Genomic DNA, 22,444 nt, shown 5'->3' on the forward strand with positions numbered 1-22,444 from the left:
TCAGCCCTTGCAACGTGCCCACTCAGGCTTCGGGCTCAGGCGGCAACACCCAATTGAGCCCGATACCGACCAGCGCCGCGAGGCTCACGCCCTGCAGGGTGAACTGACCATCGCCGAATTGCATGCCGCCGATGCCGAACACCAGGATCAACGACACCACCACCAGGTTACGCGAAGCGGTCAAGGCGCTGCCCGCCCGCACCAGGGTATTCATGCCCACCACGGCGATGGAACCGAACAGCAGCGTCATGATGCCCCCCATCACCGGCGCCGGAATGGTCTGCAACACGGCTCCCAGCTTGCCGAGGAAGGACAGCACGATGGCGATGGCAGCGGTGACCAGCATGATGCGCGGATTGAAGGCCCGCGTCAGGGTGACGGCACCGGTCACTTCGGAATAGGTAGTGTTGGGCGGCCCCCCGAACAGCGCCGCCGTGCAGGTCGCCAGGCCATCGCCCAGCAGGGTGCGATGCAGACCCGGCTTTTCGAGATAATGGCGGCGCGTCACCGAACCAATGGCGACCATGTCGCCGATGTGCTCCACCGCCGGCGCAATGGCCACCGGAATCATGAACAGCACCGCCGCCCAGTGGAAGGTCGGCGCCGTGAACTCGGGCAGCGCCAGCCAGGACGCCTCGCGAACCGGCGTGAAATCCACCACGCCCATCATCATCGACAGCGCATAGCCGGTCACGATGCCGCCCATGATCGGTACCAGGCGGATCAGGCCACGGCCGAAGACCGCCAGCACCAGGGTCACCAGCAGGCTCGCCATGGACAGGGTGATGGCACGCCCGTAGCCGATGGTTTCACTGGTCTGACCGGTCGCCATGTCGACCGCCACCGGCGCCAGCGCCAGGCCGATGACCATGATCACCGGCCCGACCACCACCGGCGGGAGCAGCCGATGCAGCCAGGCGGTGCCCTTGAGCCTCACCAGTTGGGAAATGAGGACATAGACCAGACCGGCCGCCAGCATGCCGCCCAGGGTGGCGGGAATGCCGAAGCTTTCCACAGAACTCTGGATGGGTGCGATGAAGGCGAAGGATGACGCCAGGAAGACCGGCACGCTGGCACCCGTGACAGCATGAAAGACCAGGGTGCCGACACCGGCAGTGAACAACGCCACATTCGGATCCAGACCGGTGAGCAGCGGCACCAGCACCAGGGCACCAAAGGCCACGAAAAGCATCTGCGCGCCCACCAGCAAGGTGCGCAGCGGGGTATCGGTCGGCATGGCCGGGGCCGTCGTATCGTCGGTCATCGGAGAGGCTCCTGGTATGGGCGAAAGCAAACGGGCGGCATTCTAGCAACCCCGACCGTTAAGAGGGCAGCTTGCCGCGGACGGAGTCGGCTTCGATCTCTCCCCTCTCGGCCGACCAGTACTCCGCCAACCGCTGCTGTGCCTCCTCGCCGAACAGGATCGTGCAGGCTTCCTCGAGGCCCGGCGAGTCACGCAGCATGGCCCGGGGCACCACCTGCTCGACCTTGGAACGCCGTCTCAGGAAGTCCTCGAGGCGCGTGACCATTTCACGCCGCCGAATCAACTCGAACTCGCAACGCAGATAGTCGGCACCCTCGATGAGTCGTTCGCCCTGGCGCGGATCCCGATGAATCGCCTCGAGCAGATCCAGGGCCTTCAGGCCGTAGCGTCGCCACAGGCGCGTGCTCAAGGGTTCGATGGCCTGTTCGTCGGTAAGCTCGTCGAGCCCCATCAGGTGCGCCCGATGCAGGAAAGCATCGCGTACCGAGGCCGGCGGCTCGCCATACCAGCGATAGTCGGGATACGCCACTTCGATACCCAGCCGCTGCACCGTCGCCACGACCTCCTCGCCGACGTTCAAGCAATCGGTGAGCTTGCCACCGAAGATGCTCAGGTGCCGCCCCGACTCATCGACGTCGATGGCATGCTTGCGCGATAGATTGAGAAAGTCGCGGTCGCCTCCCCCATTCGGCTTGACGGCCAATGGCCGCACGCCGCACCGGGTGGCAATGACATCCAGCTCGTTCAGCGGCGTCGTCAGCGCCAATCGCTTGTTGATGTTGTCGAGCACGAAACTCACGTCTTCGTCGGTGACCTCGACCTCGGGGCTGTCGACCCGGGTGTCGGTCGTCCCGATGCAGGTGCGGGGCCCCATGGGAATGACGAAGAACAAGCGGCCATCGTCGTCGAAGAAGGCCAGGATCCGCCGACTCTCGGTCAGCCGGGGCACGATCAGGTGAATGCCCTTGGAAAAGACGTGACGATGCTCGGTGGTCTGGTGCGTCAACTGATTGTGCTCGTCGACCCAGGGGCCGGCCGCATTGATCAGCACCCGCGAGCGTACGTCGAAGGTCTTGCCAGCGATGCGGTCATGCACCCGCACGACCCAGAGATCGCCCTCTCGATGAGCGCCCAGCGACTCGACATAGTTGGCAGCCACGGCGCCATAATCCAGGGCGCTGCGCACGAAGTTGAAGACGAAGCGCGCATCGTTGTCATGCAGATAGGCGTCGGAATATTCGAATCCCCCCAGGGCATTTCCGGTCTCAATGACCGGCTCCCGGGCCTTGAGGGCCGCGGGGCGCAGGTAATGCGGCAGGCGCGTGAAGCCACTGCCCATCAGCCAGTAGAGCCAGGTACCGAGCCAGGGCACCAGGGGATGGTGACGAAAGCCCCGTTCGATGGTCGTCAGAAAGCGAATCTCGCGTACCGCGGAAGGATAGTTCTCGAGCAGATGGTTGCGGCTCTTGCAGAGCTTGCGCACCAGGGAAAACTCCCCGCTCTCCATGTACTTGATGCCTCCCCACACCAGATTGGAGGAATGCATGCTGGTCCCACCGGCGAAATCGCCGCGATCGATAAGCGCTACATCGACGCCCTTGCCGCTGAGCGCCGCGGCCGCCGAGGCACCATTGATGCCGCCGCCGACGATCAGTACATCGAAGACTTTCTCATCCAGCCGGCGAAGATTGTCATCACGAAGTTGCATATCAGGCCCCTTGAAAGACAAAGACCCCACCCGGCGTCGCCGAGCGGGGCCTTCCCGTTCAGGCAACCGATCACACTGTCCATTGTTTCCGGAAAGGCCGAGGCGCAAGCCCCGGCCGGATTCATCAGCGTGTACCGGCGGCCATCCAATCCTCCATCATCTTGTCGTAGGGAACCGTCTTCCCTTGCGGCATCTCGTCGTCCAGCTTGGGCTTGGGCGCGCCCGGCTGGGAGAGCCAGTACTCGGGGTCACGCTCCTCGTTGAGCTTGGGTTCGAAGGTCGAGAACACCTTGGCCCGTGCCAGGCGCAGCATGATGTTGTCGAGATCGCCGGCCAGATTATCGAGCGCTTCCTGCGGCGAGATATCGCCGCTGACCGCAGGCGACAGGTTCTGCCACCACAGCGGTGCCATGCGCGGATAGTCGGGCACGTTGGTGGAAGACGGCGTCCACATGGACTCGTTGGGGCTGCGATAGAACTCCACCAGACCGCCCAGTTTCGGCGCCATCTCGGTCATCTGGTCGGAGAAGATATCCGACTCGCGAATCGGCGTCAGGCCGGCCATCAGCTTCTCCAGCGACACCGTCTTGGAGACCGTGAACTGGGCGAACAGCCAGGCTGCGGTACGACGATCCTCGGGAGTGGACTTGAAGAAGGTCCAGGCCCCCACGTCCTGGTAGCCGACCTTCATGCCCTCTTCCCAGTATGGGCCGGTCGGCGACGGCGCCATGCGCCACTTGGGATTGCCCTCATCATCGGTCACGGCCACATCCGGATCGGTCATGTCGGCAGTGAAGGCGGTGTACCAGAAGATCTGCTGGGCGATATTGCCCTGCGCCGGCACCGGCCCTGCCTCGCCGAAGGTCATGCCCTGGGCCTCGGGCGGCGCATAGTCGCGCAGCCAGTCGACCATCTTGGTCACCGCGAACACCGAAGCCGGCGAGTTGGTAGCACCGCCACGGCTCACGCTGGCCCCCACCGGGCGACTCTGTTCGTCGACACGAATGCCCCAGTCATCGACCGGGTTGCCGAACGGCACGCCGGGACTGCCCATGCCGGCCATGGAGAGCCAGGAGTCGTGGAAACGCCAGCCCAGCGACGGGTCGCGACGACCGTAGTCCATGTGGCCATAGACCTTCTGGCCGTCGAGCTCACCGACATGCTCGCTGAAGAACTCGGCGATATCTTCATAGGCCGTCCAGTTGACCGGCACGCCCAGATCGTAGCCGTAGATGTCGCGGAATTGCTTCTGGAGGTCCTCGCGCTGGAACCAGTCGTAACGGAACCAGTAGAGGTTGGCGAACTGCTGGTCGGGCAACTGATACAGGTTGCCGTCCGGCCCGGTGGTGTACTGGATACCGAGGAAGTCATCGAGATCCAGGGTCGGCAACGTGTAATCCTTCCACTCGTTGGCCATCGCCTCGGTCAGGTTGACGGTAGCGCCATAGCGGATATGGGTACCGATGGCGTCGGAATCGTTGACGTAGCCGTCGTAGATATTGCGCCCCGACTGCATCTGGGTCTGCATGTTCTGGACGACATCGCCCTCGCCGATGATGTTGTGCGTGAGCTCGATACCGGTCAGTTCGCGGAAGGCCTTGGCCAGCACATCCCGTTCATAGGTATGCGTGGTCAGCCCCTCGGCCACGGTGTTGATCTCCATGCCGCGGAAGGGTTCGGCCGCCTTGGCGAACCATTCCAGCTCAGCGATCTTTTCCTCGCGGCTGAGCGTCGAATGCTGGAAGACTTCGTCCGCCAGGCGTTCGATGGTCGCACTGGTATCCTCGGCAGCGTGCAGGTGGCCGCTGGCCAGGAAGACCCCGACGGCCAGTAGAGAGAGTCGCGTTCTTGTCGCTTTCATATTGACCTCTTCTTGGTGGTTGAATCGTCCTTGATGGCGTTTCCGTGTTCCCGTTTTTTCCTCTCCGTTTCCTTTCCAGTCATCCCCAGCGCATCAGTATCAGCATCCAGAGGACCGAGATCCCCAGGGCGACCCAGACGCTGAGCGGGGTGAAACCGATGATGATCAAATGGATATAGGCGGCACTGAGCAGCGAGATGAAGAAACGATCACCGCGCGTCGTGGCAATCGGCAGAAAGCCCCGGCGTTCCACCGTCGGCGAGATGACCTCCCAGACGGTCATGCCCGCCAGCATCGCCGCAATGGCGGTGAAGAACAGCGCCGTGGGCAAGGTCCAGACCATCCATTCCATGATGCCCTCCTTCAGGTACGGCCCAGGGCAAAGCCCTTGGCGATGTGGTTGCGCACGAAATAGACCACCAGGATGCCCGGCACGATGGTCAGCACACCGGCGGCGGAAAGCGTACCCCAATCGATGCCCGAGGCCGTGGAGGTTCGGGTCATCACCGAAGCGATCGGCTGGGCCTGCGTCGAGGTCAGGGTGCGAGCCAGCAGCAGCTCGACCCAGGAGAACATGAACAGGAAGAACAGGGTCACGCCGATCCCCGAACGAATCATCGGCAAGAAGATCCGCACGAAGAAACGCGGGAAGCTGTAACCGTCGATGAAGGCGGTTTCGTCAATCTCCTTGGGCACCCCGCTCATGAAGCCTTCAAGAATCCAGACCGCCAACGGGATATTGAACAGGCAATGCGCCAGCGCCACGGCGACATGGGTATCGAACAGCCCCACGGTGTAGTAGAGCTGGAAATACGGCAGCAGAAATACCGCCGGCGGCGCCATCATGTTGGTCAGCAGCCAGAAGAACAGGTGCTTGTCACCGATGAACTTATAGCGGCTGAACGCATAGGCGGCGGGCAATGCCACCACCATGCTGATGGCCATGTTCATCAGCACATAGGCGATGGAATTCACATAACCCATGTACCAGTTGGCATCACCGAAGATATTGGCGTAGTTGTCGAGCGTGAAATTCTGCGGCCAGAGCGTCAGCTCGCCGAGAATCTCGTTGTTGGTCTGAAAGGACAGGTTCAGCAGCCAATAGATCGGCAGCAACACGAAAACGATGTAGGCGGCCATCAACAGACCCCGACGCCAGCGTCGCGTCTGGGGGCGCGCCTTGCGGCGGCGCCGGGCATCGGCAGTAGCGGCCCGTGTGCGCACAGCCTCCGGAGTCGTGGGCATGGAATCGCTCATCTCAGGCCTCCCCACTCTGTTTGTCTTTCTGCATGTTCATGATCGCGGTGTAGAAGACCCAACTGACCAGCAGGATGATCAGGAAGTAGATCAGCGAGAAGGCCGCCGAGGGTCCGACATCGAACTGGCCGGTCGCCATGATCGCCAACGACTGGCTGAGAAAGGTGGTCGAGCTGCCGGGGCCGCCGCCGGTGAGCACGAATGGCTCGGCATAGATCATGAAGGAATGCATGAACCGCAGCAGGATGCCGATCACCAGCACATTGGTCAGCTTGGGCAGCTGGATGTAGCGGAACACTGACCAGCGTGAGGCCCGGTCGATCCGCGCCGCCTGATAGTAGGCCTCGGGAATCGCCCTCAGGCCGCTGTAGCACAACAGCGCGATCAATGGCGTCCAGTGCCAGACATCCATGATGATGATGGTCACCCAGGCATCCAGCGGACTGCTGGTGATGTTGTAGCCGTAACCGAGCTCACGCAGGCTCCAGCCCATCAGCCCGATGTCGCCGCGCGTGAAGAGCTGCCAGATGCTGCCCACCACGTTCCAGGGAATCAGCAGCGGCAGGGTCACCAGGATCAGCACCGCCGAGGCCCGCCAGCCCCGCTTGGGCATCAACAAGGCGATGCCGATGCCGAGCGGCACCTCGATGGCCAGGATGGTCAGCGAAAACGCGAACTGGCGCAGCAGCGCGGACTGCAGCACCGGGTCGTTGAGCATCTGCACGAACCATTCCGTGCCGGTGAAATAACGGGTCTGGGCATCGAAGACGTCCTGTACCGAATAGTTCACCACCGTCATCAGCGGGATGATCGCCGAGAAGGCCACCAGCAGCAGCATCGGCAGGATCAGCCACCAGGCCCGGTTGTTATAGACCTTGTTCATGCTTGAACCTCCACGCGAAATTCATCGACGTACAGACCGACGCGCTCGCCGGGGAAGCGCAGGTAGGCAATCTCGCCGGGCGGCGGCTGGTCCTCATCGATACGTGCCTTGAGCGGCATGTCGCCGAGCCGCAGATCGATGATCGAGTAGGTGCCCAAATCCTGGATGTGCTCCACCCTGGCCTGCATGCCCCCCTCCACCGGAGCGTCGTGTACCTCCACGAATTCGGGACGGATGCCCAGCTTGACGTTGGTCGTCTCCGCCTCGGCCACCGCAGCGCACAATGCTTCGCTGACCGGCAAGGGAATTTCTCCGGCCATGACGCGCCCGTCACGCACGGCCACATCGAGAAAGTTCATGCCGGGGCTGCCGATGAAATAACCGACGAAGGTGTGGTTGGGGGTCTCGAACAACTCGCTTGGCGTGCCGAACTGCACCACCTGCCCTTCGTACATCACCGCGATCTTGTCGGCGAAGGTCGACGCCTCCAGTTGATCGTGCGTGACATAGACCATGGTGATGGCGAAGCGCTTGTGGATCTCCTTGAGCTTGCGCCGCAACTTCCACTTGAGCTGCGGATCGATGACGGTCAGGGGTTCATCGAACAGGATCGCCGAGACGTCATCGCGCACCAGACCGCGCCCCATGGACACCTTCTGCTTCTCGTCGGCGGTGAGGTTCTTGGCCTTGCGGCCGAGTTGGTCGGTCAGCTCGAGAACCTCGGCCACTTCCTTCACACGCTCGGCAACATGCGCCTCCGATGCGCCGACATTGCGCAGCGGAAAGGCAAGATTGTCGCGAACCGTCATGGTGTCGTAGACGACCGGGAACTGGAAAACCTGGGCGATGTTGCGCGCCTCGGGAGGCAGGTCGTTGACCGTCTGGCCATCGAACAGCACCTCGCCGCGGGAGGGAGACAGCAGGCCCGAGATGATATTGAGCAGCGTCGACTTGCCGCAGCCCGAGGGACCAAGCAGCGCATAGGCGCCGCCCTGCTGCCAGACATGGTCCATCTCGCGGATGGCGTAGTCCTCGGCACCGCGCGGTGCTGCCACATAAGAGTGCGCCAGCCCCTTCAGAGTGATCTCCGCCATCGTCAAACGCCTCCCAGGTGCGCCGGTATGTGTTTCACGTCACCCCGTGCATCGAAGGCATAGGCACGATGGGCGGGGAAGTAGAGCGTCACCGGGTCGTCGACCTCGAAGCGATGCACGCCGGTCAGGTGCGCCGTCATGGAAAGTCGATCATTGCGCACGTGCAGAAAGGTTTCGGACCCACTGATCTCCGCCAGGTCGACGATCATCTGCATGGCGATGTCATGCTCGGACTGGCGTTCGAGGGACAGGTGGGATGCCCGAATACCGAACCGATAGTTACCGGCGGCCAACTCCTCGAAGCCGGCGGTGGCCGGGAAGGCGTTGCCATCGCCGAAGAACACCGAGGTACCATCGATGGCACCGTCGATGATGTTGATGGGCGGCTCGGAGAACATTTCGGCGCTCAGGATATCCCGGGGGCGGTGATAGACCTCCTCGGTACGGCCATACTGGAGCAGGCGCCCTTCGTGCAGCACGGCGGTATTACCGCCCAGCGCCAGTGCCTCGGCAGGCTCGGTGGTGGCATAGACGGCGATGCAGTTGCGTTCGCTGAACAGGCTGCGCAACTCATCCCGCAAGGATTCGCGCAGCTTGTAATCGAGATTGACCAGCGGCTCGTCGAAAAGCACGACATCGGCGTCCTTCACCAGGGCCCGGCCCATGGCGGTGCGCTGCTGCTGACCACCGGAAAGTTCCAGTGGCTGACGATCCAGCAGGTGTTCGATATGCAGCATCTCGGCGATGCTGCGCACCCGGCGATCGATCTCGGCGCGCCCGACCTTGGCCAGCTTCAGCGGCGAGGCGATGTTGTCGTAGACGGTCAGGCTTGGGTAGTTGATGAACTGCTGATAGACCATCGACACATTGCGATGGCGCACGGAGCGGCCGGTCACATCCCGGCCATCCATCAGGATTCGACCGCGGGTCGGCGTATCGAGTCCTGCCATCAGCCGCATCAGCGAGGTCTTGCCGGCCAGTGTCCGGCCCAGCAGGACGTTGAACGATCCGGGTTCGAGGGTCAGGTTCATGTCGGCGATATGCGTCTCGCCACCGACCACCCGATCGATGCTTTCTAGGATCAATGACATACGGATCTCGGCTGTTCTTTGTTATGCGATCACGCTTGGCAGGCGTGTACCGCCACGTTAGCCGAGATTCGATTTCGGACACAAATGTAGTTTCGCGAAAACAGCTTTCCAGTGGCTGAAAAACACCGAAAAACTCATCTAATATACTGTTTTACAAATTATTTTTTTAATATTAAGACTTTTGTCTACACATAAAAGCGCCGCACACTGCCAGGCAAGCCGATCCACTATGCGGTCCATTTTTTCGAATTCGAACACAAAAAAAGAGGCCGTTCAGAACGGCCTCTTTAGCACTCCCTTCGAAGCCCAGCGGAATGAAGCGGGCTTTCCCGGCAAAAAGTCCTGTCAGCACCGCGTCATCAGCGCGTGCCGAAAATCTTGTCGCCCGCATCCCCCAGTCCCGGCACGATGTAGCCGTTCTCGTCGAGATGGTCGTCCACCGAGGCAGTGTAGATTTCGATATCGGGATAATCGCGCTGCACGCGTTCGATGCCTTCCGGTGCCGCCACCAGCACGATCACCTTCATGTGCTTGCAGCCCCGGTCACGCAGCATGTCCAGGGTCGCGACCATGGAACCGCCGGTGGCCAGCATCGGATCGATGACGATGGCCATGCGCTCGTCCATGTCACCGGCGAACTTCGAGAAGTACGGTACCGGCTGCAGCGTTTCCTCATCGCGATAGAGCCCCACCACGCTGACCCTGGCGCTGGGAATCAGATCGGTCACGCCGTCCAGCATGCCGAGACCGGCACGCAGGATCGGCACGATGGTGACCTTCTTGCCCTTGAGCTGATTGACGGCGATCGGCTCACCGCTCCAGCCCGGGATATCCTGCGATTCCAGCTCGAGATCCTGGGTCGCCTCGTAGGTGAGCAGCTTGGCCACCTCGCCGGCCAGCTCACGGAAGCTCTTGGTACTGATGCCAGCTTCGCGCATCAGCCCCAGCTTGTGCTGGACAAGGGGATGTTGAATGGCGTGAACACTCATGGGAGGAAACCTCTTCGGCGACGATGGGATCGATGGCGGCCTTTGTCGCATGGGGCATGCGCAAATTGCGCGCCATTCTACCCGTATCCCGCGTTGAGGTTAAGTTGGAGGAGTGCTGGCTCAGGGTTGTTGGGGCAATTGCCAATCGATAGGCGTACGCCCCTGCTCGGCCAGAAAGGCGTTGGCCCGCGAAAAATGCCGGTTGCCGAAGAAGCCGCGATGGGCCGACAACGGCGAAGGATGAGGCGACTCGAGCACCAGGTGCCGGCTGGTGTCCACCAGGGCCTTCTTCTTGCGGGCGTGACTGCCCCAGAGCAGAAATACCGTGGGGCCAGCATGCTCGTTGACCGTGGCGATGGCCCGGTCGGTAAAGGTCTCCCAGCCTCGCCCCCGATGGGAGCCGGCATTGCCCTGCTCCACCGTCAACGAAGTGTTCAGCAGCAGAACCCCCTGGCGCGCCCAGCTTTCCAGAAAGCCGTGATTGACCGGCTGAAACCCGACATCGGCTGCCAGTTCCTTGTAGATATTGACCAGCGAAGGCGGCACCTGCACGCCGGGCCGCACCGAAAAGCACAGGCCATGCGCCTGATTCGGGCCGTGATAGGGATCCTGACCGAGGATGACCACCCGCACCTCTTCCAGCGGCGTCAGCTCGAAGGCGCGAAACCAGTTCGACGAATGCGGATAGATGACCTTTCTGGCCGCTTTCTCGCCGGCCAGAAAGTCTCGCAATGCCTGCATGTAGGGTGCCTCGAACTCGGCACCCAACCATTGTTGCCAGCTATCGGGCAGCGGAATACTCATGACTCACCGCTTGATCTGATCCGCCAGGGGTTCGACATAGGCCACGCCCATGTCCCAAGGAAACTGAATCCAGCAATCCTGGGCGACCTCGGTCAGGTACTGGTCCACCAGCGGCCGCCCCTCGGGCTTGGCGTATACCGTCACGAAGTGCGCCTTGGGCAGCATTTCGCGCACCCGCCGCGCCGTCTTTCCGGTATCGACCAGGTCATCGACGAGCAACCAGCCATCCCCGTCGTGCTCGACGCCCTTCATGACCTCCAGGCCGCCCTGCTCCATGTGGTCATAGCTCTTGATGCAGACCGTGTCGATCAAGCGCACATTGAGCTCACGTGCGATCAGAGCCGCCGGAATCAACCCGCCCCGAGTGATGGCGATGATGCCCTTGAAGTCGCGCTCGACGAGCTGATGGCAGAGCTCACGCACATCCCGGTGCAGCTGATCCCAGGAAACGGTGAAATGCTGGTGATAACGATGAGTACTCATGACCGGTTCACTCGTCCTCGGTAAAGGAACAGACCGCGAAGACGCCGTAACCGGCATCGCGGATGCGCTGGGCACCGCCAAGATCCGGCAGGTCGACGATCGTCGACGTCTCGACCACCAGACCTCCGCTACGGGTGATCAGCTTGGCCGCGGCCAGCATGGTGCCGCCGGTGGCGATCAGGTCGTCCACCACCAGGATACGATCCCCTTCGCGGAAGGCATCGGAATGCAGCTCCACCTCGGCTTCGCCGTATTCCAGCGTATAGGTCTCGCTGATGGTCTTGAACGGCAGCTTACCCTTCTTGCGTACAGGAACGAAACTGCAGCCCAGCTCATAGGCCAGCGGCGCCCCGACGATGAAGCCTCGAGCATCGATGGCGGCGATGGCATCGAGATCCATCTCCTGGTAGCGGTGGACGAAGCTGTCGATCAGCTTGCGAAACGCCGCGCTGTTCTGCAGCAGCGGCGTGATATCGCGAAAGTTGACCCCCGGCTGGGGCCAGTCGGGAACGGTACGGATCACGGACTTGATGTAGTCGCCGTAGATGCTCATCACGAATCTCAGTCGGTAAGTGTCAGTCGAGGAACAGGAACTTGGCGGCGAAGATCAGCGCCAGCACCACCACGGCCGGATTCAGGTCCCTGAAGCGGCCTGAAAGCGCCTTGATGGCCGCATAGCTGATGAAGCCAAGCGCGATACCCTCGGCAATCGAGAAGGTCAACGGCATGGCCAGCGCGGCGATCAGTACCGGCGCCGCCTCGGTGGCGTCTTCCCAGTCGGCGTGGGCCAGGCTGCCGGCCATCAGCACCGCCACGTAAAGCAGCGCCCCGGCCGTCGCATAGGCAGGAATCGAACCGGCCAGCGGCGAGAAGAACAGGCTGATCAGAAAGAGTGCGCCCACCACCACAGCGGTAAGGCCGGTACGTCCGCCCGAGGCGATACCAGCCGTGGATTCGATATAGCTGGTCGTGGTGGAAGTCCCGAGCGCCGCGCCCGCCATGGAGGCACCACTGTCGGCCATCATGGCGCGGCCGATGCGCGGCAGTTTGCCATTCTCGTCGAGCAGCCCTCCACGGTGCGCCACCCCGACCAGGGTACCGGAGGTATCGAACAGGTCGACGAACAAGAAGGCGAAGACCACGCTGAGCATCGCCACGTCCAGCGCACCGGCGATATCCATTTGCATCAGGGTGGGAGCGATGGAGGGCGGCATGGACATCACGCCGCCGAACTCATTGTGGCCCAGCAGGATGGCCAGGATGGTCACGCCGAGAATGCCGATCATCACCGCCCCGGTCACCCGCAGGTGCGCCAGCGCCGTGATCACGAAAAAGCCGAGCAGCGCATAGAGAGCCGAAGGCTCGGTCAGGTCGCCAAGTGCCACATAGGTGGCGTCGTTGGCCACCACGATGCCGGCGTTCTGCAAGGCGATCATCGCCAGGAACAGGCCGATACCGGCGGCGATGCCCAGCCGCAGCGACATGGGAATCGAATTGATGATCCACTCGCGGATGCGAAAGACGCTGAGCAGAAAGAAGGTGAAACCGGACAGGAACACCGCCCCCAGGGCCGCCTCCCAGCTGTAGCCCATACCCATCACCACGCCATAGGTGAAAAAGGCATTGAGCCCCATCCCCGGCGCCAGGGCGATCGGATAGTTGGCCCACAACCCCATGATCAGACACCCGATGGCCGAAGCCACGCAGGTCGCCACGAATACCGCGCCATAATCCATCCCCGACTCCGAGAGGATGCTCGGATTGACGAAGATGATATAGGCCATGGTCAGAAAGGTGGTGATGCCGGCGATCACCTCGGTCTTTACATCGGTACCATGTTCGGCAAGCTTGAAATGGTTATCGATCAGGCGTTTCAACATGGGATGCGTCCTTCACGCGGGCACGTCGTGCGTCCGGGGTGCGAGAAAAGCCGCACATGGTAGCGGATGGCGTCCCAGGATGCGAGACGCCGCCCGCCGGCACGGCACATGACTTGTCATATAAGCGGCTTCCGGTGCGAAGCGCCACTCCGGCCACCAACGCAACCAGAACGACTCAGCGATCCCGATCGGCCAGAACCCGCTCGACCGTCTCGACGATCGCCTGGGTCTGGGGATCGATCTCGATATTGACGCGATCCCCCACCCCACGCTCGCCCAGCACGGTGCGCGCCAGCGTCTCGGGAATCAGGTCGACGCAGAAGCGTACCCCATGCCCGGCGCCGCCATCCCGTACCTCGCCAATGGTCAGGCTGGCCCCGTCCACGCCGATGTAGCCCTTGTCGAACAGGAAGCGTCCGAGCCGCTCGGGCGGCGCAAACCAGAGCCGCCGATTATTGGGGGCTTCCTCGATCTCCACCAGCTCGGCCATCCCCATGACATGACCCGACATGGCATGACCGCCGATCTCGTCGCCGAAACGCGCCGCGCGCTCGATGTTGACGCGATCCCCGAGCTCAAGATCGCCCAGATTGGTCAGCCTCAACGTCTCGCGCATCAGATCGAAACCGACACGCTCCCCGTCGATGGAGGTCACCGTCAGGCAGGCGCCGTTATGTGCCACCGAGGCTCCGATGACAAGCCCCTGCCGCAACGCTTCCGGCAGGCGCAGCACATGGGTGCGAAAGTCCTCTGCCTCCTCGATGGCCACCACTTCGGCGGTCCCCTGGACGATACCCGTGAACATGACGAACCCCCACTACTTGAGCCAATGCCGAAAGGCGGAAAGTGACCAGTCTATGAAAACCGCCCTGCCGGCGTCCACGTCATCTCCCTCGCTACTGCTCCATGCGATGCCATCCAGAGCCCCTGAAGCCATAAATATTACTACCCATTTCTGTTCTGCAGTCTTTTTTGCTATATCAAGGCCTTGCCGCTGCCAGACTCGCCCAAAACGTTTGACAAACACCCGTATGACACCTAGGATTTCGCGCTACATTTCGTAGGCGCCGATTTGTACCCGGATTGCGGGCGCCGACGATGCGGCGGCACTGCCGGCGCGTTGTGAAATGCAGCTAAAAGGGTGTGTCCAGCGTTGATGGCCACCCGTCAGGGTGGCCTTTTTTTGGCCATCCGAACCTGCCCGCCCGCTCCGCGACCCAGCGGCGCCACCTCCGGTGGCCCAGATGATCCGACTGCAGAACGTTTCAAAGACGTATTTCCCCACGAGCAAACGCCGCAATGCCCGGGCCGTCGAAGCCCTCAAGGCGGTAGACCTGCATGTACCCCAGGGACAGATCCATGGCGTGATCGGCCTGTCCGGCGCCGGCAAGTCGACCCTGATCCGCTGCGTCAACCTCCTCGAGCGCCCCACCACCGGCACGGTCAGCGTCGACGACCAGGAACTCACCGGACTGTCCGGCGAGGCACTCAACCAGGCGCGCCACCGCATCGGCATGATCTTCCAGCACTTCAACCTGCTGACCTCGCGCACCGTATACGACAACATCGCCCTGCCCCTGGAACTCATGGGCATGAAACGCGGCGACATTCGCGAACGGATCACGCCATTGCTCGAGCTGGTCGGCCTGGACGACAAGGCACACCAATATCCCGCGCAACTCTCCGGCGGCCAGAAACAGCGCGTAGCCATCGCCCGCGCCCTGGCCAGCCGCCCGCGGGTCCTGCTCTGCGACGAGGCGACCTCGGCGCTGGATCCGCATACCACGGGCGCCATTCTCGAGCTGCTGCGCGACATCAACCAGAAGCTGGGCCTGACGATCCTGCTGATCACCCATGAGATGGAAGTGGTCAAGTCGATCTGTCACCGGGTCAGCCTGATTTCCGGAGGCGAACTGGTGGAAGAAGCCGATGTCGGCGACTTCTTCACCTCACCGTCCACCCAACTGGGGCGCGATTTTCTCAACGACTTCCTCGAGCTCGAGCCACCCGCTGCGCTCATCGAACGTCTCGAGGAAACACCAGGCGAAAACAGCCACCCGGTCGTGCGACTGGCGTTCTCCGGCGATGCCGTCTCGACACCGCTGATCTCGCGCCTGGCCCGGGAGTGCGGCGTCGATGTCAGCATCCTTCAGGCCAAGGTGGAGTCGATCCAGGATCGCACGCTGGGATTGATGATTGCCGAACTGATGGGCGATGCGCACGACACGCGACGCGCCCTCGACTATCTGCAAAACCACGACCTACAGGTGGAGGTGCTCGGCCATGTCCAGCGCGATGATTAACCTGATTCTCGACGCCACCCTGGACACCCTCTACATGGTGGCAGTGTCCGGGCTGATCGCCGCGGCACTCGGCATTCCGCTCGGGGTGATGCTCTACGTCACTCGACCGCGCCAGATACTCGCCCAGCCCGTGCTCAACAGCGTACTGGGTATCGTCACCAATATCGGCCGCTCGATTCCTTTCATCATCCTGATGGTGGCCATCATTCCGTTCACTCGCGCCCTGGTCGGCTCATCGATCGGTACCAACGCGGCCGCCGTGCCGCTGACCATCGCCGCCATCCCCTTCATCGCCCGACTGGTGGAGGGCGCGCTGAACGAGATATCCCCCGGACTCGTCGAAGCCGCCCAGTCCATGGGCGCCACACCCTGGCAGATCATCACCAAGATGCTGCTGCCCGAAGCCCGCGGCGGCATCTTCACCGCACTGACCGTGACGATCGTCACTCTGGTCAGCTACTCTGCCATGGCCGGCGCAGTGGGCGGCGGCGGCCTGGGCGACCTGGGCATTCGCTATGGCTACAATCGCTTCAACCCCACCATCATGCTGATCACCGTGGCGATACTGGTGATCATGGTCCAGGGCTTTCAGAGCCTTGGCGACTACCTGGTGCGCAAGAGCGATCACAAATGATGCCCCTCGGGTCTTGATAATCAGAAGGTCTTGATAACCAGAAAGAATTACACATAGCCTGGTTATTCCAATAACATTGGTAACGATCTGACGTCCTACATGCAAGGGAGACATCACATGCGCAACATCCTGATCGGCGGCCTTGCCGCCTCCGTCCTGGCCTTCGGCCAAGCCAATGCCGACGAGCAGACCCTCAAGATCGGCACCGTCGCCGGCCCGGAAACCGAAGTGATGCAAGTGGCGGCAGACATTGCCGAGCGCGAGTACGGCCTGAATGTCGAGATCACCGAATTCACCGACTATGTGACCCCCAATGCCGCCCTGGCCGACGGCAGCCTGGACGCCAACGCCTATCAGCATGAGCCCTACATGCAGTCGATGGTCGAGGACCGCGGCTACGACTTCGCCATCGCCGGGCGCACCTTCGTCTACCCGATCGGCGCCTACTCGGAGAAGTACGACAGCATCGAGGAACTGCCGGACGGAGCGACCATCGCCCTGCCCAATGACCCGTCCAACGAAGGCCGCTCCCTGATCCTGCTGCACAATGAAGGGCTGATCACGCTGGACGACCCGGAAAACCTCGAAGCCACGCCGCTGGATGTGGTCGAGAATCCGCATGACTTCAAGTTCCGCGAGATCGAGGCCGCCCAGCTGCCCCGCGTGCTGCCCGACGTCGACATGGCCTTCATCAACAACACCTTCGCCCAGCCGGCCGGCCTGACCCTGGACGACGCCCTGCTCAAGGAAGGCGCCGAGTCGCCCTACGTCAACATCATCGCCGTGCGTGCCGGTGACGAAGACAAGGAAAGCATCCAGCAGCTGGTCGACGCCTACCAGAGCGACGAAGTGGAAGCCAAGGCCAGGGAGCTGTTCGGCGCCCAGGCAGTACCCGGCTGGAAGTAAGGGAAAGCGAAGACGCCTTAAGACCACCCTCAGCATCAAGCATCTCGGGGCCGGCCGCTGTGCCGGCCCCTCGCGTTGGAAGAGAGCTCATGACCGATTACCCACTTCTCGCCCGACAGCTGGACGCCCTGCTGGACACCCCCGACTGGCTGACCAACAGCGCCCAGACCTGCGCCTTGCTCATGCAGGAAGTTCCAGACCTCAACTGGGCTGGCTTCTACCTTCAGCGCCAGCCCGACATGCTCCATCTGGGCCCCTTCCAGGGCAAGCCGGCCTGCCACCCCATCCCCTTCGACAAGGGGGTCTGCGGTGCGGCGGCGCGAAGCCGTCAGACCCAGCGCATCGAGGACGTCCACGCCATCGCCGACCACATCGCCTGCGACAGCGCCTCCCAGGCCGAACTGGTCGTGCCTATCGTCGTCGACGGACACCTGTGGGGCGTGCTGGATCTCGACAGCCCCGTACCCGGCCGTTTTTCCGAAGCCGACCAAGCCGGCATCGAAGCGCTGGTCGAAGTGTTCATCGCACGCACGACGTTCTGACCCTCACGCCGATCGCCCTGGTTTCCACTGCAATAAAAGCCCGGAGGAGCGCTCCAGACCCGGGGCGCTCCTCCCGCTCGTACCGCTGGCGCAAGGAGCGGATGCACACGAAAAAGCCCCGTGACAGTAACGTCACGGGGCTTTCGGGGATCTGGTAGGACCAGGCGGATTTGAACCGCCGACCTCCACGATGTCAACGTGGCGCTCTAACCAACTGAGCTATGGTCCTGAAATGTACGCGTCGAGAAGCCGAAAATCTTCTTGGTAGGACCAGGCGGATTTGAACCGCCGACCTCCACGATGTCAACGTGGCGCTCTAACCAACTGAGCTATGGTCCTACGTCCCTCGGCGATGTTCGCCTCGACAACGGATGCGTATTCTACGCATCCCGAGCCGAAATGCAACCCCTGATCGCCACGAACCGACACCGGCAAGGTCCCGGGGATCAGTGACTTGAGTCATGCTCCGCGGGCGCCGAGCGCACCCTGTCCACCGCTTCCAGCCAGCCGTCGTAGAGCCGGCTCCGTTCCTCCTCGGGCATTTCCGGCTCGAAACTGCGCTCGCAGCGCCACAGGCCGGCGATCTCCTCGAGGTCTCGATACCAACCGAGCCGCAGCCCCGCCAGATAGGCGGCTCCCAGGGCCGTGGTCTCCAGCACCGTGGGACGATCGACCCGGACGCCGAGCATGTCGGCCAGAAACTGCATCACCCAGTTGTTGGCCACCATGCCCCCATCGACTCTCAGGGTACCGGGAGCGGCCGTCATGTCGTCATTGATGCACATCTGCAGGTCCCGAGTCTGGTAGCAGACTGCCTGCAGGCCGGCGGCAACGATCTCGGCAATACCGGTATCGCGGGTCAGGCCGAAGATGGCGCCGCGTGCCTTGGGATCCCAATACGGCGCCCCAAGCCCGGTGAAGGCCGGCACCAGATAGACGCTGTGCCCACGGCGCGTCTTGCGTGCCAGGGCCTCGGTCTCGGCGGCATCGGCGAACAGCTGCAAGCCGTCCCTCAGCCACTGCACGGTGGCCCCGGCGACGAAGATACTGCCTTCCATGGCGTAGGTCGTCACACCATTCAGCCGATACCCGACCGTCGTCAGCAGTCGGTTGCGCGACACCCCCGCCTCATGGCCGGTATTGACGATCATGAAGCATCCGGTGCCATAGGTACTCTTGCCCATGCCGGGGGCAAAACAGGCCTGCCCGACCAGCGCCGCCTGCTGATCGCCCGCGACTCCCGCGATGGGCAGCTCTCCCCCCAGCCATTCGGCATCGGTCTGGCCGAAATCGTCGCTGGAATCCTTGACCTCCGGCAACAGGCTCTCGGGAATGCCAAAGAGTTCGAGCAGCGATGGATCCCAGCTCTGCTCATGAATGTTGAACAAGGCGGTGCGCGACGCATTGGTGGCATCCGTGGCGTGCACGCGCCCACCGGTCAAGCGCCAGATGAGAAAGGTATCGACGGTGCCGAAGGCCAGCTCGCCTCGCTCGGCGCGCTCCCGGGCGCCGGCCACGTTATCCAGGATCCAGGCCAGCTTGGTGGCCGAGAAGTAGGGATCGATCAACAAACCGGTACGCGACTGCACCACCTCGGTATGTCCCGCCTCGCGGAGTTGCTCACACGTTTCGGCGGTGCGCCTGTCCTGCCAGACGATGGCATTGTACAAGGGCTTGCCGGTGGCACGATCCCATACCAGAGTGGTCTCCCGCTGGTTGGTGATGCCGATGCCGAGGATGTCGTCGATACCGATGCTCGCGTTTTCGATGGCCTCCCGGCAGGTATCGACCACCGTCTCCCAGAGCGCCTCGGGGTCGTGCTCGACCCAGCCATCCTCGGGAAATTGCTGCGGGAACTCACGCTGGGCGGTAGTGACGACATGCCCCTCGCGATCGAAGAGAATGGCGCGGGAGCTGGTAGTGCCCTGATCGATGGCGAGCAGATGAGAAGCCATGAAAGCGTCCTGTCGTTGTGAGAAGCGCACCCTTCCGCGCTTCCAGGTCGGCCAATTTCGTTTTGCAACGGCAATGTTCGTTTACGATCATAAAGCCTACTCCAGTGATCCGGGCCACTCAATTGAAGAAAGCCCGTCACCTCTACGACCTTCGGCGCATACCGGCGACTCGCTGCATCGCCGCCATCGATACAGTAGAATCGTCGACATCAAGGAGTCGCCATGAATCAACAACAACGCCAGGCCAGTATTCTCGAACTGGTAGGACGTCAGGGCTATGCCAGCATCGAGCAGCTCACCGAGCACTTTGCCGTCACGCCACAGACCATACGCCGGGACCTCAACCAGCTCTCGGGCGAGGGTCGCATTCGCCGCGTGCACGGCGGCGCCGGGCTCGAGTCGAGCACCGTCAATACCGCCTACTCGACCCGCAAGACCCTGAATCTCGAAGCCAAGCAGCGCATCGCCGCCCTGCTCGCCCGACAGATTCCCGACCATTCTTCGCTGTTCATCAACATCGGCACCAGCAACGAAGTCATTGCCGAGGCACTCCTGCATCACCACGGCCTGGAAGTCATCACCAACAACCTCAATGTCGCTGCCATCCTGCAGCACAAGGAGGACTTCAACGTCATCATCGCCGGCGGCCAGATTCGCTCCCGGGATGGCGGCATCATCGGCGAAGCCACCATCGACTTCATCAACCAGTTCAAGGTCGACTTCGGCATCATCGGTATCAGCGGCATCGACGAGGACGGCTCGTTGCTCGAGTTCGATTACCAGGAAGTGCGCGTCGCCCAGGCGATCATCCACAATTCCCGGCAGGTCTTCCTGGCCGCCGATCATTCCAAGTTCCAGCGCAATCCCGTGGTCCGTCAGGGCAACCTTTCCCAGCTCAACGCTCTGTTCACCGATCGCGAGCCCCCGGAGAGCATCAAGCGGCTGTTGAAGCAGCACGACGTGACACTCTACCTGGCCTGATCCCTCGATCCGTGGCGCTTGTGCCACCGGCGCCGCCCTCCCTCGCTGCATCGCTCAACGACATCTCACCCAGCCCTTCGTCGCGCCCGCTTGCATGAGCGGGTCGGCTTGATGTTCGAATTCGATTGCTATATTTTCGTTTTCAAACACATCATGTTCACCTATGAACCCGGCGACTCGCCGGTCGGAGCTTGCGCGATGGGCACTTCCATGGACGATACCCTGGATCTTTTCGTGATCGGCGGCGGCATCAACGGCACCGGTATCGCGGCCGATGCCAGCGGCCGCGGCCTCTCGGTCGCGCTATGCGAACAGGCCGACCTGGCCAGCGCCACTTCCTCGGCCAGCAGCAAGCTGATCCATGGCGGCCTGCGCTACCTGGAACACCACGAATTCCGACTCGTCAGGGAAGCTCTGCGCGAACGCGAGGTACTGCTCGCCAAAGCGCCGCACATCATCCGCCCCCTGCGCTTCATACTGCCGCATCGCGCGCACCTGCGGCCTGCCTGGATGCTGCGGGCCGGCCTGTTCCTCTACGATCATCTCGGCAAGCGCCAGCGACTCTCCGGCTCGCGAGGCATCCGCCTGTCGTCATCACTGGGTCTGAAACCGGACATCCGTCGCGGCTTCGAATACTCGGACTGCTGGGTCGATGACGCCCGGCTGGTGGTACTCAACGCCATGCACGCCAGGCAGCATGGCGCCGACATCATGGTCAGAACACGCTGTGTGGCAGCTCACGATCATGGCGATCACTGGGAAATAGAACTGGAAGACGGCGACAGCGGCCGACGCTTCACCCGCCGCGCCCGGACGCTGGTCAATGCGGCCGGGCCCTGGGTCGATGGCGTGGTGCGTGGTCAAGCGGGGCGCACTTCACGCTACGGTGTGCGCATGATCCAGGGCAGCCATTTGATCGTGCCGCGTCGCAACAACGACGAACGGGCCTTCATCCTGCAGAACACCGACCAGCGCATCGTCTTCGTCCTGCCCTACGAGGAAGAGTTCAGCCTGATCGGCACCACCGACCGCCGCTACCGAGGCGATCCGTCACAAGTCGAGGCCAGCGAGGAAGAGATCGACTATCTGCTCGATGTCGTCAACGACCACTTCACCACCCCCCTGACACGCCAGGACGTCCTGCGCACCTTCTCCGGCGTACGCCCGCTGTGCGACGACGAATCGGCGGATCCCTCCGCCATGACCCGCGACTATACGCTGGACCTGGACGACACCAGCGGCGCGCCATTGCTGTCGGTGTTCGGCGGCAAGATCACCACCTATCGCAAGCTCGCCGAAGCCGCTCTCGATGCCCTCTCTCCCCACCTGCCCGGAATGGGGGCCTGCTGGACGGCCGACTCCCCGCTACCCGGAGGCGACATCGACGATCAGGAAAGCTTCACCGCACGCCTCGAGGCCGATTTCCCCTTCCTCGGCACGGCCCGAGCACAGCGCTTCGCACGCAGCTACGGCACCCTGTGCCTGGCATTCCTGAACGGAGCGCGTCGTGCCGAAGACCTCGGCGAGTCATTCGGTGCCGGCCTGACTGCCGCCGAAGTCGACTACCTGGTGGACCATGAATGGGCATGCAGCGCCGAAGACATCCTGTGGCGACGTACCAAGCTGGGGTTGCGGCTGACGGCCGATCAACAACGACGTGTGGCGGAATACTTGTCTCGCAGTCGACCCGCCGTCGCCTGGTGCAATGTCTCGTAGGTACTGTCCGCAAAGTGCCTGCACTCGACCATACCGCGTTAAAAATTGTCTCAAGAGCCTCATTTACTGCTCGTAAACTCCGGACTTTCGACA

General features: G+C 62.4%; 21 protein-coding genes and 2 tRNA genes. 6 read left to right on the forward strand and 17 right to left on the reverse strand.

The features are described 5' to 3' along the window. Positions 1–22: 22 nt before the first annotated feature. The 14 genes from HELO_RS10980 to HELO_RS11045 all read right to left on the reverse strand — a co-directional run bounded on the left by HELO_RS10980 (position 23) and on the right by HELO_RS11045 (position 14,119). Positions 23–1,264 (reverse strand): uracil-xanthine permease family protein, encoded by a 1,242-nt coding sequence (locus HELO_RS10980; RefSeq protein ID WP_013332739.1) that lies wholly within the window; start codon positions 1,262–1,264, stop codon positions 23–25. A gap of 58 nt (positions 1,265–1,322) precedes the next feature. Continuing rightward, a complete protein-coding gene (locus HELO_RS10985) occupies positions 1,323–2,972 on the reverse strand; it encodes a glycerol-3-phosphate dehydrogenase/oxidase (protein ID WP_013332740.1) in 1,650 nt (549 codons plus the stop codon). Between the two features lie 124 nt (positions 2,973–3,096). Then, positions 3,097–4,833 carry an ABC transporter substrate-binding protein gene (locus tag HELO_RS10990; protein WP_013332741.1) on the reverse strand — a complete coding sequence of 579 codons (1,737 nt, stop codon included), beginning with the start codon at positions 4,831–4,833 and terminating at the stop codon, positions 3,097–3,099. A 79-nt stretch (positions 4,834–4,912) separates the two neighbouring features. Then, positions 4,913–5,185: a DUF2160 domain-containing protein gene (locus HELO_RS10995; protein WP_013332742.1), complete on the reverse strand. Its 273-nt coding sequence runs from the start codon at positions 5,183–5,185 to the stop codon at positions 4,913–4,915. A gap of 11 nt (positions 5,186–5,196) precedes the next feature. Further along, complete coding sequence (locus HELO_RS11000; protein WP_013332743.1) at positions 5,197–6,090, reverse strand: carbohydrate ABC transporter permease; 894 nt, start codon at positions 6,088–6,090, stop codon at positions 5,197–5,199. A gap of 1 nt (position 6,091) precedes the next feature. Further along, a complete protein-coding gene (locus HELO_RS11005; protein ID WP_013332744.1) occupies positions 6,092–6,973 on the reverse strand; it encodes a carbohydrate ABC transporter permease in 882 nt (293 codons plus the stop codon). Further along, positions 6,970–8,067 carry an ABC transporter ATP-binding protein gene (locus tag HELO_RS11010; protein WP_013332745.1) on the reverse strand — a complete coding sequence of 366 codons (1,098 nt, stop codon included), beginning with the start codon at positions 8,065–8,067 and terminating at the stop codon, positions 6,970–6,972. The genes HELO_RS11005 and HELO_RS11010 overlap by 4 nt, the downstream gene beginning before the upstream one ends. Before the next feature lie 2 nt (positions 8,068–8,069). Then, positions 8,070–9,158, reverse strand: a complete 1,089-nt coding sequence (locus HELO_RS11015) for an ABC transporter ATP-binding protein (protein ID WP_013332746.1) — start codon at positions 9,156–9,158, stop codon at positions 8,070–8,072. A 359-nt stretch (positions 9,159–9,517) separates the two neighbouring features. Then, positions 9,518–10,147: a uracil phosphoribosyltransferase gene (gene upp / locus HELO_RS11020; protein WP_013332747.1), complete on the reverse strand. Its 630-nt coding sequence runs from the start codon at positions 10,145–10,147 to the stop codon at positions 9,518–9,520. A 120-nt stretch (positions 10,148–10,267) separates the two neighbouring features. Continuing rightward, positions 10,268–10,951: a uracil-DNA glycosylase gene (gene ung / locus HELO_RS11025; RefSeq protein ID WP_013332748.1), complete on the reverse strand. Its 684-nt coding sequence runs from the start codon at positions 10,949–10,951 to the stop codon at positions 10,268–10,270. A gap of 3 nt (positions 10,952–10,954) precedes the next feature. Beyond that, entirely contained in the window at positions 10,955–11,434 is a 480-nt protein-coding gene (gpt, locus tag HELO_RS11030) for a xanthine phosphoribosyltransferase (RefSeq protein ID WP_013332749.1), read from the reverse strand. A gap of 7 nt (positions 11,435–11,441) precedes the next feature. Next, the gene (locus tag HELO_RS11035; RefSeq protein ID WP_013332750.1) at positions 11,442–11,987 is read right to left on the reverse strand and encodes an adenine phosphoribosyltransferase; all 546 of its coding nucleotides are present in this window, start codon (positions 11,985–11,987) and stop codon (positions 11,442–11,444) included. A 22-nt stretch (positions 11,988–12,009) separates the two neighbouring features. Next, on the reverse strand, positions 12,010–13,314 hold the full coding sequence (locus HELO_RS11040) for an NCS2 family permease (protein WP_013332751.1): 1,305 nt from the start codon (positions 13,312–13,314) through the stop codon (positions 12,010–12,012). 175 nt (positions 13,315–13,489) lie between these two features. Further along, positions 13,490–14,119, reverse strand: coding sequence for a riboflavin synthase (locus tag HELO_RS11045; protein WP_013332752.1), 630 nt, complete (start codon positions 14,117–14,119; stop codon positions 13,490–13,492). A gap of 439 nt (positions 14,120–14,558) precedes the next feature. On the opposite strand from HELO_RS11045, the gene HELO_RS11050 reads away from it, so the two are divergent. From HELO_RS11050 to HELO_RS11065, 4 genes are all read left to right on the forward strand, one after another. Continuing rightward, positions 14,559–15,617 (forward strand): methionine ABC transporter ATP-binding protein, encoded by a 1,059-nt coding sequence (locus tag HELO_RS11050; protein WP_013332753.1) that lies wholly within the window; start codon positions 14,559–14,561, stop codon positions 15,615–15,617. Beyond that, positions 15,598–16,251, forward strand: a complete 654-nt coding sequence (locus HELO_RS11055) for a methionine ABC transporter permease (RefSeq protein ID WP_013332754.1) — start codon at positions 15,598–15,600, stop codon at positions 16,249–16,251. The genes HELO_RS11050 and HELO_RS11055 overlap by 20 nt, the downstream gene beginning before the upstream one ends. A gap of 117 nt (positions 16,252–16,368) precedes the next feature. Beyond that, positions 16,369–17,157, forward strand: coding sequence for a MetQ/NlpA family ABC transporter substrate-binding protein (locus HELO_RS11060; protein WP_013332755.1), 789 nt, complete (start codon positions 16,369–16,371; stop codon positions 17,155–17,157). A gap of 89 nt (positions 17,158–17,246) precedes the next feature. After that, the gene (locus tag HELO_RS11065; RefSeq protein ID WP_041602100.1) at positions 17,247–17,699 is read left to right on the forward strand and encodes a GAF domain-containing protein; all 453 of its coding nucleotides are present in this window, start codon (positions 17,247–17,249) and stop codon (positions 17,697–17,699) included. Positions 17,700–17,851: 152 nt separating this feature from the next. On the opposite strand, the gene HELO_RS11070 is transcribed toward HELO_RS11065, so the two are convergent. From HELO_RS11070 to glpK, 3 genes are all read right to left on the reverse strand, one after another. After that, positions 17,852–17,928, reverse strand: a tRNA-Val gene (locus HELO_RS11070). A 33-nt stretch (positions 17,929–17,961) separates the two neighbouring features. Next, positions 17,962–18,038, reverse strand: a tRNA-Val gene (locus HELO_RS11075). A gap of 107 nt (positions 18,039–18,145) precedes the next feature. Further along, a complete protein-coding gene (gene glpK / locus HELO_RS11080; RefSeq protein ID WP_013332757.1) occupies positions 18,146–19,654 on the reverse strand; it encodes a glycerol kinase GlpK in 1,509 nt (502 codons plus the stop codon). Between the two features lie 222 nt (positions 19,655–19,876). Between glpK and HELO_RS11085 the strand changes: the two genes are divergently transcribed. After that, positions 19,877–20,635 (forward strand): DeoR/GlpR family transcriptional regulator, encoded by a 759-nt coding sequence (locus HELO_RS11085; protein ID WP_013332758.1) that lies wholly within the window; start codon positions 19,877–19,879, stop codon positions 20,633–20,635. Between the two features lie 198 nt (positions 20,636–20,833). Continuing rightward, entirely contained in the window at positions 20,834–22,351 is a 1,518-nt protein-coding gene (gene glpD / locus HELO_RS11090; RefSeq protein ID WP_041602555.1) for a glycerol-3-phosphate dehydrogenase, read from the forward strand. Positions 22,352–22,444: the final 93 nt, after the last annotated feature.

It is taken from the genome of Halomonas elongata DSM 2581 (assembly GCF_000196875.2).
In the GTDB taxonomy this organism is placed as follows: Bacteria; Pseudomonadota; Gammaproteobacteria; order Pseudomonadales; family Halomonadaceae; genus Halomonas; species Halomonas elongata.

Coding starts and splice junctions, on each gene's coding strand:
- HELO_RS11035 (WP_013332750.1), bottom strand. CDS start 11,987: ATGAGCATCTACGGCGACTACATCAAGTCCGTGATCCGTACCGTTCCC.
- HELO_RS11015 (WP_013332746.1), bottom strand. CDS start 9,158: ATGTCATTGATCCTAGAAAGCATCGATCGGGTGGTCGGTGGCGAGACG.
- HELO_RS11045 (WP_013332752.1), bottom strand. CDS start 14,119: ATGTTCACGGGTATCGTCCAGGGGACCGCCGAAGTGGTGGCCATCGAG.
- ung (WP_013332748.1), bottom strand. CDS start 10,951: ATGAGTATTCCGCTGCCCGATAGCTGGCAACAATGGTTGGGTGCCGAG.
- glpD (WP_041602555.1), top strand. CDS start 20,834: ATGGGCACTTCCATGGACGATACCCTGGATCTTTTCGTGATCGGCGGC.
- HELO_RS11040 (WP_013332751.1), bottom strand. CDS start 13,314: ATGTTGAAACGCCTGATCGATAACCATTTCAAGCTTGCCGAACATGGT.
- HELO_RS11065 (WP_041602100.1), top strand. CDS start 17,247: ATGACCGATTACCCACTTCTCGCCCGACAGCTGGACGCCCTGCTGGAC.
- HELO_RS11050 (WP_013332753.1), top strand. CDS start 14,559: ATGATCCGACTGCAGAACGTTTCAAAGACGTATTTCCCCACGAGCAAA.
- HELO_RS11010 (WP_013332745.1), bottom strand. CDS start 8,067: ATGGCGGAGATCACTCTGAAGGGGCTGGCGCACTCTTATGTGGCAGCA.
- HELO_RS10995 (WP_013332742.1), bottom strand. CDS start 5,185: ATGGAATGGATGGTCTGGACCTTGCCCACGGCGCTGTTCTTCACCGCC.
- glpK (WP_013332757.1), bottom strand. CDS start 19,654: ATGGCTTCTCATCTGCTCGCCATCGATCAGGGCACTACCAGCTCCCGC.
- upp (WP_013332747.1), bottom strand. CDS start 10,147: ATGAGTGTTCACGCCATTCAACATCCCCTTGTCCAGCACAAGCTGGGG.
- HELO_RS10985 (WP_013332740.1), bottom strand. CDS start 2,972: ATGCAACTTCGTGATGACAATCTTCGCCGGCTGGATGAGAAAGTCTTC.
- HELO_RS11085 (WP_013332758.1), top strand. CDS start 19,877: ATGAATCAACAACAACGCCAGGCCAGTATTCTCGAACTGGTAGGACGT.
- gpt (WP_013332749.1), bottom strand. CDS start 11,434: ATGAGTACTCATCGTTATCACCAGCATTTCACCGTTTCCTGGGATCAG.
- HELO_RS11005 (WP_013332744.1), bottom strand. CDS start 6,973: ATGAACAAGGTCTATAACAACCGGGCCTGGTGGCTGATCCTGCCGATG.
- HELO_RS11055 (WP_013332754.1), top strand. CDS start 15,598: ATGTCCAGCGCGATGATTAACCTGATTCTCGACGCCACCCTGGACACC.
- HELO_RS10990 (WP_013332741.1), bottom strand. CDS start 4,833: ATGAAAGCGACAAGAACGCGACTCTCTCTACTGGCCGTCGGGGTCTTC.
- HELO_RS11060 (WP_013332755.1), top strand. CDS start 16,369: ATGCGCAACATCCTGATCGGCGGCCTTGCCGCCTCCGTCCTGGCCTTC.
- HELO_RS10980 (WP_013332739.1), bottom strand. CDS start 1,264: ATGACCGACGATACGACGGCCCCGGCCATGCCGACCGATACCCCGCTG.
- HELO_RS11000 (WP_013332743.1), bottom strand. CDS start 6,090: ATGAGCGATTCCATGCCCACGACTCCGGAGGCTGTGCGCACACGGGCC.